This is a genomic window from Streptomyces sp. S.PB5, from assembly GCF_030403745.1.
Lineage (GTDB): Bacteria > Actinomycetota > Actinomycetes > Streptomycetales > Streptomycetaceae > Streptomyces.
Window position 1 is genome coordinate 387,297 of record NZ_JAQMWP010000006.1, and the last position, 17,411, is coordinate 404,707.

The following is a 17,411-nucleotide window of genomic DNA, read 5'->3' on the forward strand; positions in this document are numbered from 1 at the left end:
GGTGGAGCAGTGGGCCCCCAGTACTGCGGGACGACCCCTGAGAAGTACACCGTCCTCGCAGCCAGGACCGCTGCCGCGGCCTCAGTCGTCCCCGGAGAGCACCAGCCCCGACGTGGGCACTCCCGTCCCGGCCGTCACCAGGACCCGGTCTGCGCCGGATATCTGGTTCACCGCCGTCCCCCGTATCTGACGCACTCCCTCCGCGATCCCGTTCATCCCGTGCAGATACGCCTCCCCCAGCTGCCCCCCGTGGGTGTTGAGCGGCAGCCGCTCCCCGGCCACGAAGTCCGCCGCCTCCCCCTTCCCGCAGAACCCGAACTCCTCCAGCTGCATCAGCACGAACGGCGTGAAGTGGTCGTACAGGATCCCCACGTCGATGTCGGCCGGGGTGAGTCCCGAGGTGCGCCACAGCTGACGGGCCACGACGCCCATCTCGGGCAGGCCGGTCAGGTCGTCGCGGTAGAAACTGGTCATCTGCTCCTGGGCCCGGCCCGCGCCCTGGGCCGCCGCGACCACGATCGCCGGCGGGTTCGGCAGATCGCGGGCCCGCTCGGGAGTGGTGACGACCAGGGCCTGGCCGCCGTCCGTCTCCTGGCAGCAGTCGAGGAGGCGGAGCGGCTCGACGATCCAGCGGGAGGCCGCGTGGTCGGCGAGGGTGATCGGGCGCTGGTGGAAGTACGCCGCCGGGTTGGTCGCCGCGTGTCTGCGGGCGGTGACCGCCACATGCCCGAACGCCTCCGGGGTCAGACCGTGGGTGTGGAGATAGCGCTGGGCCGCCATCGCCACCCAGGAGGCCGGGGTGAGCAGCCCGAACGGCAGGGACCAGCCGAGCGCGACCCCCTCCGCGGAGGGCTCCCGGTGCTGCACTCCGGAGCCGAAGCGGCGCCCCGACCGTTCGTTGAAGGCGCGGTAGCAGACCACCACCTCGGCCACGCCCGTCGCCACGGCCAGCGCCGCCTGCTGGACCGTCGCACAGGCCGCACCGCCGCCGTAGTGGACGCGGGAGAAGAAGGACAGCTCACCCATCCCGCAGGCCTGGGCCACGGTGATCTCCGGGCTGGTGTCCATCGTGAACGTCACCATCCCGTCCACGTCCGCCGGTGTCAGCCCCGCGTCGTCCAGCGCGGCCGGCACCGCCTCCACGGCCAGCTTCAGCTCACTGCGGCCCGAGTCCTTGGAGAACTCGGTGGCCCCGATCCCGACGATCGCGGCACGGCCGCCGAGGGTGTCCCGGGCGCGGATGCTCATGCCGGGCCTCCTTCTGAGGGGCTGGCGGGATCGGAGGGACCGGCGGTGTCGGAGGGGCCGGAGGCGTCGGAGGCGTCGGAGGGCAGGGTGACGGTCACCGTGCCTGTGACGTGTCTGCCGATGCCGTTCTCCCCGACCACGCGCACGGTCGCCGTCTCGCCGGCGATCTCCTCGACGGTCCCGGTCAACACCATGGTGTCCCCCGGATAGTTGGGCGCTCCGAGACGGATGGCGACGCGGCGCAGCTCCGCCGTGGGGCCGAAGTGGTCCGTGATGTAGCGGCCGACCAGGCCGTTGGTCGTCAGGATGTTCATGAAGATGTCCGGGGAGCCCTTCTCCCGGGCCAGCTCCGCGTCGTGGTGGACGTCCTGGTAGTCGCGGGAGGCGAGGGCACCGGCGACGATCAGCGTGCGGGTCACCGGGATCTCCAGCGGCGGGAGCTGCTCACCGGGCCGCATGGGACACCCCCTCGTGCGAGCCTTCCTCGGCGCGGAACACGGGCAGCACCAACTCCTCGTCGTACTCCTTGAATTCGAGCCGCACCGGCATGCCGATCCGCACCTTGTCGTACGGCACGCCGGTCACATTGCTGATCATTCGCACCCCTTCCGTGAGCTCTATCAGGCCCACCGCGTAGGGGCCCGCCGCGCCAGCGGCATGATCAGACGCGGTGAAAGCCGGGAAGGGCGGGTGGTGCATGACGACGTACGAATGGACCGTGCCGGTGCCGCTCGCCTCGACGGTGTCCCAGTCCGGGTGGCCGCAGCTGTTGCAGCCGGGCAGCCAGGGGTGGCGCAGGGTGCCGCAGGCGGTGCAGCGCTGGATGAGGAGGCGGTGCCGGCGGACGCCTTCCCAGAAGCCGGCGTTGTCACGGTTGACGACGGGGCGGGGGCGGCGCGGGGTCTTGGCCGGCTCCTGCTCCTGGGGGGTTCCGCCGGGCTGCCGCGCCGGGGCGTACTTGAGGATGCGGAAGCGGTGGGTGCCCGCGAGGTCGGGGCCGACGCGGATGTCCATGCGGGTCGTCACGAAGTAACCCGTGCCCAGCTTCGTCGTCTTGCGGGGCGACACCGACTCGATCACCGCATCGAAGGTGATCTCGTCACCGGGGCGCAGGGGGCGGACGTACTCCTGCTCGCAGTCGGTGGCGACGACCGAGGTGCAGCCCGCCTCGTCGAGGAGGGTGAGCAGTTCGTCGTAGGACGACGAGCGGCCCGTATGGCCGGAGAGGCCGCCCATGGTCCAGGCCTGGAGCATGGTGGGCGGGGCGATGGCGTCCGGGCCTCTGTACGCCGGGTTGGTGTCGCCCATCGCCTCGCACCAGTGCCGGATCATGGGCACGTTGACGGGGTCCTTGCCGGTGCCGGAGACGGCGGCGGGCCGGCCCTCGTAGGTCTTCAGCAGCAGCTCCAGGTCGTCGGCCATGGTGCCCCCTCGTACATCTCGTCCGCTTGGTCCCGCCCGTCGCGTTCTGACACTTCTGGTACACCGTGGCCCCCGCCCGGGTTCCCACCCGTTCCGCGAAGATTTCTGACTGTCCGTCAGATATCGTGCGCTGTCAAGGCGGACGGCGGGACGCCCCTCCAGGTCCACGGCCCGCACGCGAAAGCGCCTGCGCGAAAACGCCTGCGCGGCGATGCCGAAGCACCGCCGCGCAGACGCGTCACACCCCACAAAGCACATTCCACAAAGCACACCCGCCGAAGGACACCCCTCGGAGACCGGGCCGCCGCCGGAGCGGCGGCCCTCAGATCACCGGGTCACCACCACAGCGGCGTGAAATTGACGGACGTGTTGTCGTTCCCCTGGTTGATGGCCGTGAACGCGGAGCCGTTGACCTGTGCGGTGTTGCTCTGGTTCGAGGCGCCGGAGCCGACCGCGTTCTGCTGCGTGGTGGACGAGTTGCCGTTGTTGGTGCCACCGACGCCGCTGCCGACGATGCTCGCGACACCCGCGTTCGATCCGTCGTCCGCGAAGCCGCCGTTGTCCGCCGCCGCGACGCCGGTGAAGAGTGCGGCGGCGAGCGGGAGGGCGGAGACGGCGGCGATGACGCGGGCGGTACGGATGCTTGCCATGTTTCTTCCTCCAGAACCCGGCTTCCTAGCCGGAAGTACGTCAAGTAAGGCTGTTTCCAAGGTGGTTGGCCGACCGCCTCGGGGTTGTTCACGACGTCGCGAGACCAGAGTTGCCCACCGAATCCCCGGCGAACCACCCCGGAAGCGGCTATTCCCCCTGAAGCGTGAGGACAAGTCGATAAACCCCTTTCGCGACGTTGAGCAGCAGGTAGGGGTGGTACGGGGCATAACGCACTCAAGCGCCCCAAGGGGTGAAGCGTTTCGGCGCTTTTCCGGCCAACCCGCCCCGCTCGGCGAGTCGCCCCGGAATACACTTCCCTTTCTCGAACAGGTGTACGAAAATAGAGTCATGGCCACCACAGACCGGCAGGCCACGACGCTGGCCCTCGCACACGCCCTGTCAGCCGCCGAGCGCGGCCTGGCCGTCATCCCCCTGTCCCGGACGAAGCTCCCGGCCCTGCGTTCACCGCACCGCGACGAGCCAGCGGCGCCCCACCGTGAGGCGCCTGGACCCGCGGGCCGCGACACCTCGGCGCCCGCACCCCACGACACCCCTGAACCCCCGCCTCAGCCCTCGCCGCGGTCCCCGGCCTCACCCCCGGCCTCACCCCTGTCCCCACCCCCTCCCTGCCACGGCGAATGCGGCCGCTTCGGCCACGGGGTCTACGACGCCTCCACCGACCCGGACCGCATCCGCGCCCTGTTCGCCGCCGCCCCCTGGGCGACCGGCTACGGCATCGCGTGCGGCCTCCCGCCCCACCACCTGATCGGCGTCGACCTCGACACCAAATCCGGTACGGACTCCTCGGCCGCCCTGCGCGAGCTGGCCCTGCGCCACCTGTTCACGATCCCCGCCACGGTCGTCGTACTGACCCCGTCCGGCGGCCGCCACCTCTGGCTGAGCGGCCCGCCCGACGTCGTCGTCCCCAACTCGGCCGGCCGGCTCGCCCCCGGCATCGACATCCGGGGCGCCGGCGGCTACCTCGTCGGCCCCGGCTCCCGCACCGACCAGGGCGTGTACGCGACGGCGCCGGGCACCGCCCACCTGGCTCCGGCCGCCTGCCCACCGGCCCTGCTCCGGCTCCTCCTCCCTCCGCCCCGCACCTACCACCCCACGCCCACGTCGGCCGGCGACCACGGCCAGGGCCTTGTCCAGTTCGTCCTCGCCGCGCACGAGGGTCAGCGCAACACCCGCCTGTTCTGGGCGGCCTGCCGCGCCTACGAGGACGGCATCGGCCCCGCCCTCGTGGCCCCTCTCGTCGACGCGGCCCTCAACACCGGCCTGACCGAGCGCGAGGCTCGGGCGACGATCGCGTCGGCGGCGCGGATGACGGGGCATCGGCCGTAGGCGCCACAAGAACAGCCGTTGACCGTGAAATCGACCAGCAACCAGCAACCATCGAACAGCGAACAGCGAACAGCGACCATCAACGATCGACCATCAACGATCGACCATCGAACGGCGTCGGCCAGGAAATCCAGGGGAGCTCGATGCACCACCGCCCTAAAGTGCCGACCATGTCACTCGCCCGTGTCGTCCTCACCACCGGCCGCCAACTCGACCTCTCCGACCTGAGGTTCTCCTCGACGTACGGCGGGATGCTGGAGGGCTACCCCTGCCGGGTGGTCAACGAGATGAAGATCCGGGGCCTGTTGCACTCGGCCGAGAAGGAGTTCCCGTCCACGCCGGTCCATCTGGTCCCGCCCACGCGCGAATACCCGGACCAGTACGCCGGAGCGTTCGGACCGGTCGAGGTCATGCCGTCGGTCGCCTGCGTCGGCCGCTTCCGCTCCACAGCCCTCGATCCGGCCCTCGATCCGGTCCTGCACCGCTCCGCCCTCGCGGTCGTCTGGTTCCAGCCCACCACCGAGGTGCCGTCGGGGTGCGATGCGGAGGAGGCGCTGCGGGACCTGGCCTGGGACGAACTGGCGCGGGACTACGAGCTGTAGTGGCAGACGTCGGCCGTCTCCCGCTGGATCGACAGCCAGCCGCCCTCAGGTCCGTGCTCTCGCGCAACGAGGTCCTGCTGGAGGTGCTGGACAGGACCGCGTCCTTGGAACTGCCCGGCTGGTACCTGACCGCGGGGTGCCTGTTCCAGACCGTGTGGAACGTGGTCACGGACAGGCCCCCGGCCCACGGCATCAAGGACTACGACGTCTTCTACTTCGACGACCGTGATCTGTCCTGGGAAGCGGAGGACGCGGTGATCAGGGCGGGTGTGGAGGTCTTCGCCGGGCTGCCCGCCGAGGTGGAGATCCGCAACGAGGCGCGCGTGCATCTCTGGTACGAGCGGAAGTTCGGCGTCCCGTGCGCCCCGCACGCCTCCACCGAGGCCGCGATCGACTGCTTCGCCGCGACGACCTGCTGTCTGGGTGTACGGCTGGAGCCCGGAGGCCAGTGGCGGATCTACGCCCCGCACGGGCTGTCCGACGTGTTCGCCCTCGTCGTACGGCCGAACCCGGTTCTCGCCCCGCGGGAGGTCTACGAGGCCAAGGCGGCTCGTTGGCGGCGGCAGTGGCCTGAACTGACCGTGCTGGACTGGCCGTCATGAACGTCCGAACCGGATGACACCCAGCCCCGGCGTCCCCCAGCCCCGACGTCACCCGACTCCAACGTCCCCCGGCCCCGACGTCACCGAGTACGACGAACCCTGACCGACCCCGACGAACCCCGGCACCAACCGCCCCCCACCGACGGTCAGTTGGTGCCGATCCGCGCCAGCAGATCCACGATCCTCGCCTGTACCTCGGCACTGGTCGACCGTTCCGCCAGGAACAGCACCGTCTCGCCGGAGGCCAGCCGCGGCAGGTCCGCCTGGTCGACGGCGGCGGTGTAGACGACGAGCGGCGTGCGGTTGAGCTGCCCGTTCGCCCGCAGCCAGTCCACGATCCCGGCCTGCCGCCGATGTACCTGGAGCAGATCCATCACGACCAGGTTCGGCCGGAACTGCCCCGCCAGCGTCACCGCGTCCGCGTCACTCGCCGCCCGCGCCACCTGCATCCCACGCCGCTCCAGCGTCGCGGTCAGCGCCAGCGCGATCTCCGCGTGCTCCTCGATCAGCAGCACCCGCGGCGGATGCTGCTCACTGTCGCGCGGCGCCAGCGCCTTCAGCAGTACGGCGGGGTCGGCGCCGTACGCCGCCTCGCGCGTCGCCTGTCCGAGTCCCGCGGTCACCATCACCGGCACCGAGGCGGCCACCGCGGCCTGCCGCAGCGACTGCAGCGCGGTCCGGGTGATCGGCCCGGTCAGCGGGTCCACGAACAGCGCCGCCGGGAAGGCCGCGATCTGCGCGTCGACCTCCTCACGCGAGTGCACGATGACGGGCCGGTACCCGCGGTCGCTGAGCGCCTGCTGGGTCGTCACGTCCGGCGCCGGCCACACCAGCAGCCGTCGCGGGTTGTCCAGCGGCTCCGGCGGCAGTTCGTCGTCCATCGGCTGCGGACGCGGCGGGTCGGCGACCTCCACCGCCCCGCCGGGACCGTCCAGCGGCTCGGGCCCCTCGGCGGCATTCTCGTCCGGTGCTCCTATGGCGTACGACCGTCCGGTGCCCTCCGTCATCTGCGCGAGCCGGGACTGCCCGGCCAGGGACGGCTGGGGCTGGGCCGGTGTCTGCTCGCCCGTCGGATGCGGGCGTCCGGCGGCCGGGTCGGGCGGCGTGCCGAGCTTGCGGCGGCGGCCGCCACCGCCTGGCTGGTGCGGCGCGGGCGTCGCCGTCGGCTGCGGCTGCGGCTGCTGCACCTGCGCGGCCTGCCGGGTGAACGGCACGCCCTGCCCCAGCGTCCGCACGCTGATGGCCCGCCCCTGCGTCGAGTTCGGGTCGACGGGCGCCGCGGCGGCCGCGGCCCCCTCGGGCAACGGCTGCGCCGCCCGCGCGGCCCCCTCGGACGGCAGCGCGGTGCCGGGCGGCACCGGAGCGGCGGCGGGCTGCGGGACGTTCGCCGGTACGGAGCCGGTGTCGCCGGCACCGGACCAGGCCGCCGAGGCCCCCTGAGCCGCCGCCTGACCCGTAGCCGCCTCGGCCGGAAGCGGCTGTCGGGCGACGGTCTGGCCGGACGGGGCCTGCGCGGGCAACGCGGCCTGCCCGGTGGAGTGCTGCGCGGCAGCGGGCTGGGGCGCCTGCGCGGCCCCCGCCTGAACAGGCGGTGCCTGCCCCTGCGGCGCCTGCCCCTGAGGCGCGACCGGCTGCCCGGCCGCCGACTGAATCCCCTGTCCCGCGGTTCCCTGCCCGGTCACCTGCCCGGTCATCTGCTGGGCCGGAATCCCCTGCCCCGAAGTCCCACCGGCCTCCGCCGACTGCGCCACGGCCCGCCGACGACGCCCGGTGGGCGCGCTCGCCGGGTGAGGCTGCGGGGGAGTGTGATCCCCGGACTGATCGTGCGGCACCGCGTCATGCCGACCGTCGTCGACCAACCCGGCCACGGGACCGGCCTGCCCAGGCACCTGCACGGCCACCTGGACACCGGGCACCTGCACGGGCACCGAGCCTTGCCCAGGCACCTGCCCTGGTACGGCCACCTGCCCCGGTACTTGGCCGGGGACGGCAACCTGCCCACCCGGCACGGCAACCTGCCCACCCGGCACCTGCCCAGGCACGGCAACCTGTCCCGGTACTTGCCCCGGCACCTGCCTCGGAACGGCAACTTGCCCCGGCACCTGTCCCGGTACGGCGATCTGCCCCTGCACTTGCGCCGGTACGGCGACCTGCCCTCCCGGCACCGGCCCGGGCACGGCCACCTGCCCACCCGGAACCTGCGCGGGCCCGCCTGTCTGCCCCTGAACCGTCCCCTGCCCGGCAGCACCGGCCTGAGCACCGGCCGCCTGCGCAGGCACGCCGGCCTGCCCCGGCACCTGCCCGGTCGCGGCCGCCTGTCCCGGCACCTGCCCGGTCGCGGCCGCCTGTCCCGGCACCTGCCCGGCCGGGCCAACCTGCCCAGCGGCAACCGGCTGCCCCGGCACCTGCCCGCCCTGCGCAACCTGCCCGCCGGCAACCAACTGACCCGCGCCCGGCCCCTCCGTACCGCCCGCCCCCCGATCCGCCTCGGCCGGCGGGAGCGCGAACACCGCGCGGGGTGCGGCCTCCTGCGCGGCGGCCCGTTCGTTCGCGGCGGCGAGGGCGCGACGGCGGCGTCCGGTGGGCTGGGCACCGCCGTTCTCGGCGGCGGGGACGGGGACGGCGGCGGGATCGCCGGACGCCACTGCGGGCAGCGCAGGCGGCAGCGCATGCTGTTCGACGGCGGCGGAACCCTGATCACGCCGGGCGCGACGCCCCCCGCCGGGCCCGGGCACGCCCTGCGGCGGCACGGTCCCGCCCAGTCCGCTCCCCACGGCCGCGGTACCGGCGGCATACTCGGCGGCGGTGACGACGGCCCCTTCGGAGACGCCCTCGACGGCACCGGCGTCCTCGCCGATCCCGTCGGTCACGTCGATCCCGTCGGCCACGTCCGCGCCGGCGCCCTCGGCAGGCCTGCCGCGCCGCCGCCCGGTGCCGCCGCCCGTCGGCTCCACCGCGGCCTGCGCCGGAGTGGGCGCCGCCTCCTCCGCCGTACGCCTCCTGCGCCGCCCGGTGGGAGATCCCTCGCCCCCGTCGGAGCCACCGGAGCCACCGGAGCCGGATTCGGGCTGACCGCCCGGCACGTCCTCGGCCTCCAGGAAGGCGTCGACGGACGACCGGCGAGCGCGCCGGCGTCCGCCGCTTCCGCCGTCCGTGTCGGTGGCCGGCGCGGGCTCGATCGCGGCCGGGCCCGGGGCCGGTACGGCCCCCGCCCCGCCCCCGATGGGCACTTCGAGGACGTACGCGTTACCGCTCATCCCCGGCACTTCATGCGTCTGCAGCACACCACCGTGGGCGCGCACGATCCCGCGCACGATCGGTTCGTGCACCGGGTCCCCGCCGGCGTACGGCCCGCGCACCTCGATGCGTACGACCTCGCCGCGCTGCGCCGCCGCCACGACGACGGTGTTGTCCATGTACCCGCCCGCGGACACCGGCGAGTTGCCGGTCGCGTCGACGCCGGCGACGTCCGCGACGAGATGCGCGAGGGCGCGGGCGAGCAGCTGCGGGTCGACCTCGGCCTCGATGGGCGGGGCGTGCACGGCGAACTGCACCCGCCCGGGCCCGATGAGCTCCACGGCCCCGTCGACACCCGCGGCGACGACCGCGTCGAGCATCACTTTGGTACGCGTGATGCCGTCGGTGCCGGCGTCGAGCCGCTGGTAGGCGAGGACGTTGTCGATGAGCTGGGTGATCCGCGAGTACCCGGCGGACAGATGGTGGAGGACCTGGTTGGCCTCGGGCCACAGCTGCCCGGCGTCGTCGGCGGCGAGGGTGGCGAGTTCACGGCGCAGTTCGTCCAGCGGCCCGCGCAGCGAGGCGCCGAGCAGCGTCAGAAGCTGCTCGTGCCGTCCGGCGAGCGCCTCGTAGCGATCCTTCTCGCGCTCGCCCAGCGAGGCATACCGTTCCTCGCCCGCGGCGAGTTCCTCCTCGTGCCGCTCCTGGAGTTCCTCGATCTCGCGGACGTGCTGCTGGCGCAGGGCGGTCAGCTCGGAGGCGTGGTCCTCGGAGAGCCGCTCCAGCTCCTCCGCGTGCGTCTTCTCGGCGGCGTCCTTCTCCTGCGCGAGCTGGTCGTACGGCCGCCGGTCGGTGAAGGTCATGACGGCACCGACGAGCTGGTCCCCGTCCCGCACCGGCGCGGTCGTCAGGTCGACGGAGACCTTGTCGCCCTTCTTCGACCACACCACCTGCCCGCGCACCCGGTGCTTGCGCCCGGAGCGCAGGGTGTCGGCGAGCGGGGACTCCGCGTACGGGAACGGCGTTCCGTCCGCGCGGGAGTGCAGCATGACGTCGTGCAGCTCGCGGCCGCCGAGGTCGCTGGCCCGGTAGCCGAGTATCTGCGCGGCGGCCGGGTTGACGAGCACGATCCGCCCGTCGGTGTCGGTGCCCACGACCCCTTCCGCGGCCGCGCGGAGGATCATCTCGGTCTGCCGCTGCGAACGCGCCAGCTCGGCCTCGGTGTCGACGGTTCCGGTGAGGTCCCGCACGACGAGCATCAGCAGCTCGTCGCCGCCGTAGCCGTAGTTGTCGTAGGCCTGCTGGCCGTTCTCGAGGTTGGCGCTGGTGACCTCGACCGGGAACTCGACCCCGTCGGTCCGGCGCGCGATCATCCGCGTCGGCCTGGTCTGGCCGCGCGGATCCATGTGATCGGGCCGCCGCATGGACCCGGGGATCAGCTTGGAGTCGAACTCGGGCAGCAGATCGAGCAGCCCGCGCCCGACCAGTGCCGTACCCGGCGCTTCGAAGGCCTCGAGCGCGATGGTGTTGGCGTTCACGACGGTCCCGTTGGCGTTGACCAGCACCAACGCATCGGGAAGCGCGTCGAGTATGGCTGCGAGGCGAGCAGCGCCTCGGGATGGCCTGCTGCTCACGAGACGCTTCCTCCCTGTTACCGCACCTTGCCGACCGCTCGGGCCATCTTGCCAACCGGCCCGCGACGTGTCACGCGAGGGAGTCTAAAGGCAGCGGTTGTGCCGGGGCCCCGGATGAGAGGGAGGTCGCACGACGAAGTGAAGTAGAACGTGTGCCCGTACGACGGCTACCTGCTTCTTTCCCGGAAGCCCGTTTCCGCCATGAATCGCCTGTGTGGAAACCCTTGCGGGACAGGAACCCCGGTGCGGCACGCCTACCGGCCCATGTCGGGGAGGACGGGCACGAGCCGGTCCCAGCGGGCGATCTGGCACCCGTCACTGCGGTCGTACGACGCGTCGACCGGCCGCCCGGCCCAGGTCCCGGTGACATGCGCGGTGGCGGGCCCGCCGTACTGCATCGTGCACATGCTCCGCTCCGGTACGGGCGCGAAGGCGTCCTTGCCCCAGCGCGCACCCCGGTCGAGCGCGGCGCACGCGCTGCCGGCGTCGGGGTGTGTGCCGCCGCCGGGATGGCAGTACAGCTCGAACGTGCCGTCCCGGCCGCCGCCCGCGTTCCGCACGGTGACGGTGAGGTGGTCCCCGGCACGGTCGTCGTCCCGCGCGGGCGGCGGCATCAGGGAGTGCGCGGAGGCGGGTGCGGCGGTGAGGGGACCGGCGGCGACCAGCGAGGAGACACCTAGGACGAGGAACCGGGCGAGCCGGGAGGACTGGAGCATGACCTGACTAACGCGCCCCGCTTCCCCCGGTTGCGCGACCGCGCCTCACCCCGGGAAGGGCTTTGCTCTGCGGCCTGCCTGCCTAGTACCGTGGGAGGCGATTGGTGACACCACGCTCGACTGTGTCATCATCTGCACGCACCACTCGCGCTCGCGCGGGCGGCTGTGCTGGAGGCGTCGCCTAGTCCGGTCTATGGCGCCGCACTGCTAATGCGGTTTGGGCCTTAAAGCCCATCGAGGGTTCAAATCCCTCCGCCTCCGCGCTTGATCACGAAGCCCCGGTCATACCGACCGGGGCTTCGTCGTTGTCACTAACGGCCCATCGGGCTGTTTCCGCAGGTCACAAGGGGTGCGGCAAACGGATTTCACATGGCGGCGGCAGTCATGTAATGTTCTTCCTGTCGCCGCGAGCGGCCCGGAAGGGCAAGGAACGGCGGGAAAACAAAACAAGCACTCGTAGCTTAACGGATAGAGCATCTGACTACGGATCAGAAGGTTGCAGGTTCGAATCCTGCCGAGTGCACCAGAAGTGCCAGGTCAATGGCTCCGAATCGCTCCGGCGGATCGGGGCCTTTGTCGTGTCGTCTCACGGTTTCTCACATCCCGCTCGAGGACTCAGCCGAGGAGATCGGCGAGCCTGTCTGAACCCGCCTTCAGCGACTGGGGATCGGGGTGCACGTAGGTCCGCTTCGTGAAGCTCAGGTCTGCGTGTCCGGCCCATGCGCTCACCACGGTGTCGGGGACGCCGTTGTTCGCCATCCACGACAGGCACGCGTGCCGCGCGTCGTACAGCCTCACCCGCCGCACCTCCGCCGCCTCCATCAACTCGTACGCCCGGCGCCGGAGCCAGTCCGTCTTCACCGCGGCGCCGAGCTCGTCGACGACGACGCGCCCCGACGGCTTGTAGCCCTCGCCAGCGGCGAGCCTCTCCTTCGCCTGGCGCCGGTGGAACACCTTCAGCGCGGCGAGCACCGGCGCGGGCAACGGAAGCCCGCGCTCCCCGGCGGTCGACTTGGCGTCCTTCTCGATGACGACGCCGGCGACGAGCGTGCGCGTCCACTCCACAGAGAGCGTGCCGGCCTCAAGGTCGATGTCGACCCACCGCAGGCCGCACACCTCCGCGGGCCGCAGACCGATCAGGCTGAGGAGCATCACCGCGTACAGCCGACCGCTCGCGCAGTATGCGAGGAACGCCTTCACCTCGTCCTCGTTCCACGGCTTCCGTGCGCGTCGGCGCGCCTTGTCCTCCTTGCGGGCCTGCCTCGGGACCTTCGCGTAGTCGGCGACGTTCCGCACCACCAGGCGGTCACGTATCGCCATGTTCAGCGCCGCCCGCAACCGTCCCAAGGTGAGGTCAACCGTGCGCACGGACAGGCCCGTTCCCGGCTTCCCGCCGATCCGCCGCGCGCTCGTCAGCATCCACTCGATGAGCTCTTGGACGTCCGCGGTCGTCACCTCCTGCACCGGCTTGTCGCCGAGCCTGGTCCGTACGTACCGCATCGCGTCCTCGTATGAACGCTTCGTGGCCGCCTCCACGTCAACGGTGGCCTCCTTCAGCCACGCGTTGACGAGGTGCGCCATCGTCATCTTCGACGGCACCACCAGCGTTCCCGCCGCGCGCTCGTGACGCAGACGCGCGTACTCGTTCTTGGCCTCCGTCACCGTGTCGAAGGTGCCCGTCACCTGCTTGCGCTTGCCCGTATCCGGGTTCAGCCCGACATCGATGACGAACCGGTACCGCACCTTCCCGCTCGCCAGCGTGATCTTCTTGATCGGATCAGCCATCGGTGCCGCCGTCCGGATCACGCCTGAGTACGATCACCGGCAGCCCCGTAGCAGGGTCCGTCTCGATCTGCCCCGGGAAGTCCGCCGACACCCGCTCGTGCAGCTCGGTGCGGTAGCTGCGCAGCCACTGAGGCATGCCGAACAACTGATGCTCGAGCAGTTCCGTCTGCTCTTTGCCGGGCGTCAGCTTCAGTGGACGCTGTCCGTTCGCCCACTGCCACGCATCGACAGCAGGCACCTCACCAGCGCCCGTGACGTCGACGGACGCGGTCGGCTCATCGGCGAGCGGTACCAGGAGCGCCGATGGCGAGACGCCCAAGACGGCAGCGAGCGCGGCGAGATCGTCGGCCGTGACGACCCGCTCCCCCTTCTCCATCCTGGTGATGCCCGATGGCGGGATGGGGCGCCCGACGCGCTCCAAGGCTCCGGACAGTTGGCGCGTGGTGAGGCCGCGCCGATCACGCAGACGGGCCAGGTTCACCGCCACAGTCTTGCCCGTGGGCCCTACCTCGATGGCGCGCCGGCCCTTCTGCTGCTCAGTCATGGGAGCCAGGGTAAGGAGCAAAGATCTCCTTGTAATCCCGTCACTGGCCCTTATCATCTTGGTCATGGGTCTATCTAACAACAGATGATGCTAACGTGCAACACATGTTCCGAGAAGAGGAGCGTGGCTCATGCCCGACGAACTACTGAAGCCCACACAGGTGCAAGCCGAGTACGGCTTGAACGTGCAGCTTCTCGCCAACTGGCGGTGGGCGGGCACTGGCCCCGACTACATCAAGACGTCTCCCGCCAAAGCCGGACGCGTCTTGTACCGCCGTGCCGCCATCGAGCGGTTCTTGCAGGAGCGCACCGTCAGCCAAGGCGGTGCGGCATGACGGGGGGCGAAGCAAGGCCGACGCTCGCTGAGGTCCAGTCTTGGCCGGCCACTGTGCGCGTGCCTCAGGCAGCCCTCGCGTTGGGGTGCAGTCGGTCGGAGCTGTACGAGCAGATCAAGCGCGGTACGGCGCCCATACGGACCCTCGAGTTCGGGCGACGCCGCGTCGTGATCACTGCCGACCTCGTACGCCTGTTGTCGGGGGAAGGGCAGCCAGCGGCATGACCTGGAACGCAGAGAAGGGCCTGCGGCAAACAGGCCCTTCTCGGGAAGTCCTCGCGGCGAGCGGTGGGACTGCGACGGTCAGCGTAGCGCCGTCCGGGGTGTCTCCGGGCGATGTCGCCGAACTGTGGGCGCAAGCCCAGGTGTCGAGCCTTCTCGGCTGTGTGGACGGCGAACCGCCGGCCTACGGCTCCCTCGTGTGGCTGCGCCTGGCCCCGGGCGACCCCCGGAAGGTCGCAGCGATCATCACGGCCGCCGAGGCGTATCGGCGGCAGGTCGACGAGGAGGCCCGGTTGGACAGGCTCGCCGAGGAGGACCCCGAGGCATACCGCCGTGAGATCTACGCCGAGGCGAACGCGTACGCGTCCAGCATCGCGCGGGACATCGCCCTCAGGCCCACCGCCGAGGAGATCCGCCGCCGCGCCGTACGTGGCCCCGCGCGCGAGGTGACTGCCACCGCCGGTTGGCCGCCGGTCGCCATCCCCGGGCGCCCCGGCTGGTACCGGCACCTCGTCGACGGCCACCAGGTCGACCGCCCCACCAACGCCCCGCAGAACGGCCCCGCTCGTGACCACTGACCCCACCGTCCACGGCCTGGCGAACGGACTCCCCGAACTGCCCGCGCCACGCCGTATCAAGCTCACCCCCGCCGCGGCGATCGAGCCCGAACCCGTCATCTGGGCATGGGAGCCCGAGCCGGGCGCCGGACGCATCCCCGCCGGCGCACTCACCCTCGCCGCAGGCCGCGAAGGCACCGGTAAGTCGTCGTTCGGTATCTGGCTTGCCGCGAGGCTCTCGCGCGGGCAGCTCCCGGGTACCTTCCACGGCCGCCCCCGGAACGTCTTCTACGCGGCCGTCGAGGACTCGTGGTCCCGCACCCTCGTACCGCGTCTCATCGCGGCAGACGCCGATCTCGAGCGCGTCTACCGCGTCGACGTCGAGACGACCCGGTTCGAGGACGGACGGCTGATCACCGGAGAGACGATGATCTGCCTGCCCGCGGACATCGAGCCTCTGGCCCTCGCCATCGATGAGTACGACGTTGCCGCGCTCATCGTCGACCCGCTCATGTCCACCCTGGGCAGCCGGGTCGACGCCCACCGCTCCCAGGACGTGCGCCAAGCCCTCGAGCCCCTCGTGCGAATGGCGGAGCGGACCAAGGCCCTGACGCTGGGCATCGCGCACTTCAACAAGGGAACGAGCACGGATGCCTCGCAGCTCATCACCGGCTCAGGCGCCTTCAAGGATCTCGCCCGTGCCGTCCTGGCGTTCGCGCGCGACGGCGAGAGCGACATGCAGGTGATGACGCAGACGAAGAACAGCCTCGGGCGCCTCGACCTGCCCTCCCTCGCCTACCGCATCGAGGGCTACGACGTGCCCACCCCGAAGGGCATGGCCAACGTCGGTCGCCTCACCTTCACCGGAGTGTCTCAGCGCACCGTCGAGGACACCTTGGCCGCGCCCGTCGACCGCGAGGAGATCAGCGAGCGGGACGAGGCTGCCGAGTGGCTGCGCGGCTACCTCACCGACGCCGGCGGCGAGGCAGCAACGCGCGATGTCTTCAGGGACGCCGAGCGCGACGGCATCGCCAAGCGCACGCTCCAACGCGCCCGGTCCCGTCTCGGGGTGACCTCCCGACAGTCCGGATTCGGCGAGAAGAAGGCTTGGGTCTGGACACTCAGCGTGACTGAAGGCGACCCGTGAACCCCCTCTCGCGCCCTCTCGTGCCTCTCGCGCCAACCCCTGAGTGCTGGCGCGAGAGGCACGAGAGGCGCAAGAGCGCGGCATCTGAGAACAGAGAGTGACGATCGAAAGGAAGATCACCATGAGTACCCCTGAACCCTCGCTCGCCGAGCGAATCGCCACGGCCGAGCAGGCCGGCGACTGGCGAGAGGCCGGACGGCTGAAGGCCGCGATGCTGCTCGAGCGGTCGGCCCGTACCGACCACAACGGCCGGTACCGGCCCGAGCCCGAGGCGGTACCGGCCGCCGTCGCCGAGCCCACCGCACAGGGCGCCGAGCCGTCCCCGGGGCAGACCTACCCGGGGCGTCCCCGCGAAGCCCTGCGCCCCGCCGCGATGCCCACCGCGCCCGTTGACCCGGGCCCCGGCATCGTCGGCATGCTCAACGCCCCGCAGCCCCCCGCGCAGGACGCCCCCGCAGCGGCCGCCGGTACGCCGGTTGAGCAGCTGCACGCGCCCGGGCAACTCCTCGCGCCGCCCGAGCCGACCATCCCGCAGCAGATCGCCGCCGCCGAGAAGGCAGGCGACTGGGGACGTGCCGGACGCCTCAAGGCCGCCCAACTGCACCAGATCCACGACGAAATGAACGGACTCGCCTGATGACCACCACGACGAACACGCAGCTTCCCAAGCCCGCAGGCCCCCGCCGCCTGATCCCCGCCTTCCTCGACACCTCGCCCGCGGCCCCCCTCATCGACGAGTACCGCACGATGCTCACCACCTACAACGAGCGCGTGGCCGAGCACACCGCCGCAGAGAAGGCCGTGACCACCGCAGCCGAGACGGACATCCAGGCCCGCGCCGCCGCCCTCCGGGCCGGACGCACGGACCCCGGCCCCCAGGGCGAGGCCACGGCCCGCGAAGCACTCCAAGACGCGCACAGCAACGCCCTGGTGGCCGCCGAAGCACTCGCACAGGTGTGGTCCGACCTCCGCCGGCGCCTCGCCCAACCGGACATGCAGGAGTGGGCTCAGACCCGCGGCCACGACGTACGCCAGGACGCAGGCGAGCGGCTCGCCGCCGCCCTGGCCGACGCCAGCACCGCGATCGCCGAACTCGCCCAGCATGCCGGGGAGGACGAGTGGCTCAAGCGGGCCCTGGCCTACGCCCGCGGTGAAGCCTCCGCCGGCCACAGCGTCATGTGGCCACAAGGCGGCGTCCGCCAGGACCTCATCAGGATCAACGTGCAGGGCAACGAGATGAACCCCGCCGACATCCTGTCCCTGCTCGCCCACGCGGCCAGGGAAGCCACCGCCTGACAGACCCCCGGGCAGGGGCGTCAAAGCCACCACCACGGCGCACGTGCCCGCGCCAGCGTGGAGCCATG

16 protein-coding genes and 2 tRNA genes are annotated in these 17,411 nt (G+C 71.7%); 10 read left to right on the top strand and 8 right to left on the bottom strand.

The features are described 5' to 3' along the window. Window positions 1-81: 81 nt before the first annotated feature. The 4 genes from PH203_RS18215 to PH203_RS18230 form a co-directional block, all read right to left on the bottom strand. A complete protein-coding gene (locus tag PH203_RS18215) occupies window positions 82-1,248 on the bottom strand; it encodes a lipid-transfer protein (RefSeq protein WP_289921126.1) in 1,167 nt (388 codons plus the stop codon). Next, window positions 1,245-1,706, bottom strand: a complete 462-nt coding sequence (locus PH203_RS18220; RefSeq protein WP_289921127.1) for a MaoC family dehydratase — start codon at window positions 1,704-1,706, stop codon at window positions 1,245-1,247. The genes PH203_RS18215 and PH203_RS18220 overlap by 4 nt, the downstream gene beginning before the upstream one ends. After that, window positions 1,693-2,670 (bottom strand): bifunctional MaoC family dehydratase N-terminal/OB-fold nucleic acid binding domain-containing protein, encoded by a 978-nt coding sequence (locus PH203_RS18225; RefSeq protein WP_289921128.1) that lies wholly within the window; start codon window positions 2,668-2,670, stop codon window positions 1,693-1,695. Before PH203_RS18225 ends, PH203_RS18220 begins: the two co-directional genes overlap by 14 nt. Before the next feature lie 335 nt (window positions 2,671-3,005). Continuing rightward, complete coding sequence (locus PH203_RS18230) at window positions 3,006-3,320, bottom strand: hypothetical protein (protein WP_097266095.1); 315 nt, start codon at window positions 3,318-3,320, stop codon at window positions 3,006-3,008. Between the two features lie 349 nt (window positions 3,321-3,669). Here PH203_RS18230 and PH203_RS18235 point away from each other — a divergent pair, with 349 nt between their 5' ends. The 3 genes from PH203_RS18235 to PH203_RS18245 all read left to right on the top strand — a co-directional run bounded on the left by PH203_RS18235 (window position 3,670) and on the right by PH203_RS18245 (window position 5,872). After that, a complete protein-coding gene (locus PH203_RS18235) occupies window positions 3,670-4,668 on the top strand; it encodes a bifunctional DNA primase/polymerase (RefSeq protein WP_289921129.1) in 999 nt (332 codons plus the stop codon). A 170-nt stretch (window positions 4,669-4,838) separates the two neighbouring features. After that, window positions 4,839-5,270 carry a hypothetical protein gene (locus PH203_RS18240; protein ID WP_289921131.1) on the top strand — a complete coding sequence of 144 codons (432 nt, stop codon included), beginning with the start codon at window positions 4,839-4,841 and terminating at the stop codon, window positions 5,268-5,270. Then, window positions 5,270-5,872 (top strand): nucleotidyltransferase family protein, encoded by a 603-nt coding sequence (locus PH203_RS18245; protein ID WP_354671251.1) that lies wholly within the window; start codon window positions 5,270-5,272, stop codon window positions 5,870-5,872. Before PH203_RS18240 ends, PH203_RS18245 begins: the two co-directional genes overlap by 1 nt. Window positions 5,873-6,018: 146 nt before the next feature. Here PH203_RS18245 and PH203_RS18250 read toward each other — a convergent pair whose 3' ends face one another. Further along, the gene (locus PH203_RS18250) at window positions 6,019-10,743 is read right to left on the bottom strand and encodes a PAS domain-containing protein (protein WP_289921134.1); all 4,725 of its coding nucleotides are present in this window, start codon (window positions 10,741-10,743) and stop codon (window positions 6,019-6,021) included. 254 nt (window positions 10,744-10,997) lie between these two features. Beyond that, the gene (locus tag PH203_RS18255; RefSeq protein WP_289921136.1) at window positions 10,998-11,459 is read right to left on the bottom strand and encodes an SSI family serine proteinase inhibitor; all 462 of its coding nucleotides are present in this window, start codon (window positions 11,457-11,459) and stop codon (window positions 10,998-11,000) included. 170 nt (window positions 11,460-11,629) lie between these two features. Here PH203_RS18255 and PH203_RS18260 point away from each other — a divergent pair. Both PH203_RS18260 and PH203_RS18265 read left to right on the top strand, forming a co-directional pair. Further along, window positions 11,630-11,720, top strand: a tRNA-Ser gene (locus PH203_RS18260). A gap of 189 nt (window positions 11,721-11,909) precedes the next feature. Then, window positions 11,910-11,985, top strand: a tRNA-Arg gene (locus tag PH203_RS18265). Between the two features lie 89 nt (window positions 11,986-12,074). Here PH203_RS18265 and PH203_RS18270 read toward each other — a convergent pair. Further along, window positions 12,075-13,244 (bottom strand): site-specific integrase, encoded by a 1,170-nt coding sequence (locus PH203_RS18270; RefSeq protein WP_289921137.1) that lies wholly within the window; start codon window positions 13,242-13,244, stop codon window positions 12,075-12,077. Then, window positions 13,237-13,788, bottom strand: a complete 552-nt coding sequence (locus PH203_RS18275; protein WP_289921139.1) for a helix-turn-helix transcriptional regulator — start codon at window positions 13,786-13,788, stop codon at window positions 13,237-13,239. The genes PH203_RS18270 and PH203_RS18275 overlap by 8 nt, the downstream gene beginning before the upstream one ends. Window positions 13,789-13,918: 130 nt before the next feature. Here PH203_RS18275 and PH203_RS18280 point away from each other — a divergent pair, with 130 nt between their 5' ends. The 5 genes from PH203_RS18280 (at window position 13,919) to PH203_RS18300 (ending at window position 17,343) form a co-directional block, all read left to right on the top strand. Continuing rightward, entirely contained in the window at window positions 13,919-14,122 is a 204-nt protein-coding gene (locus PH203_RS18280; RefSeq protein WP_289921140.1) for a DNA-binding protein, read from the top strand. Window positions 14,123-14,444: 322 nt separating this feature from the next. Then, window positions 14,445-14,921, top strand: a complete 477-nt coding sequence (locus PH203_RS18285; RefSeq protein WP_289921141.1) for a hypothetical protein — start codon at window positions 14,445-14,447, stop codon at window positions 14,919-14,921. Then, on the top strand, window positions 14,911-16,047 hold the full coding sequence (locus PH203_RS18290; protein WP_289921142.1) for an AAA family ATPase: 1,137 nt from the start codon (window positions 14,911-14,913) through the stop codon (window positions 16,045-16,047). Before PH203_RS18285 ends, PH203_RS18290 begins: the two co-directional genes overlap by 11 nt. Window positions 16,048-16,168: 121 nt before the next feature. Further along, a complete protein-coding gene (locus PH203_RS18295) occupies window positions 16,169-16,684 on the top strand; it encodes a hypothetical protein (RefSeq protein ID WP_289921143.1) in 516 nt (171 codons plus the stop codon). Beyond that, entirely contained in the window at window positions 16,684-17,343 is a 660-nt protein-coding gene (locus tag PH203_RS18300; RefSeq protein WP_289921144.1) for a hypothetical protein, read from the top strand. Before PH203_RS18295 ends, PH203_RS18300 begins: the two co-directional genes overlap by 1 nt. Window positions 17,344-17,411: the final 68 nt, after the last annotated feature.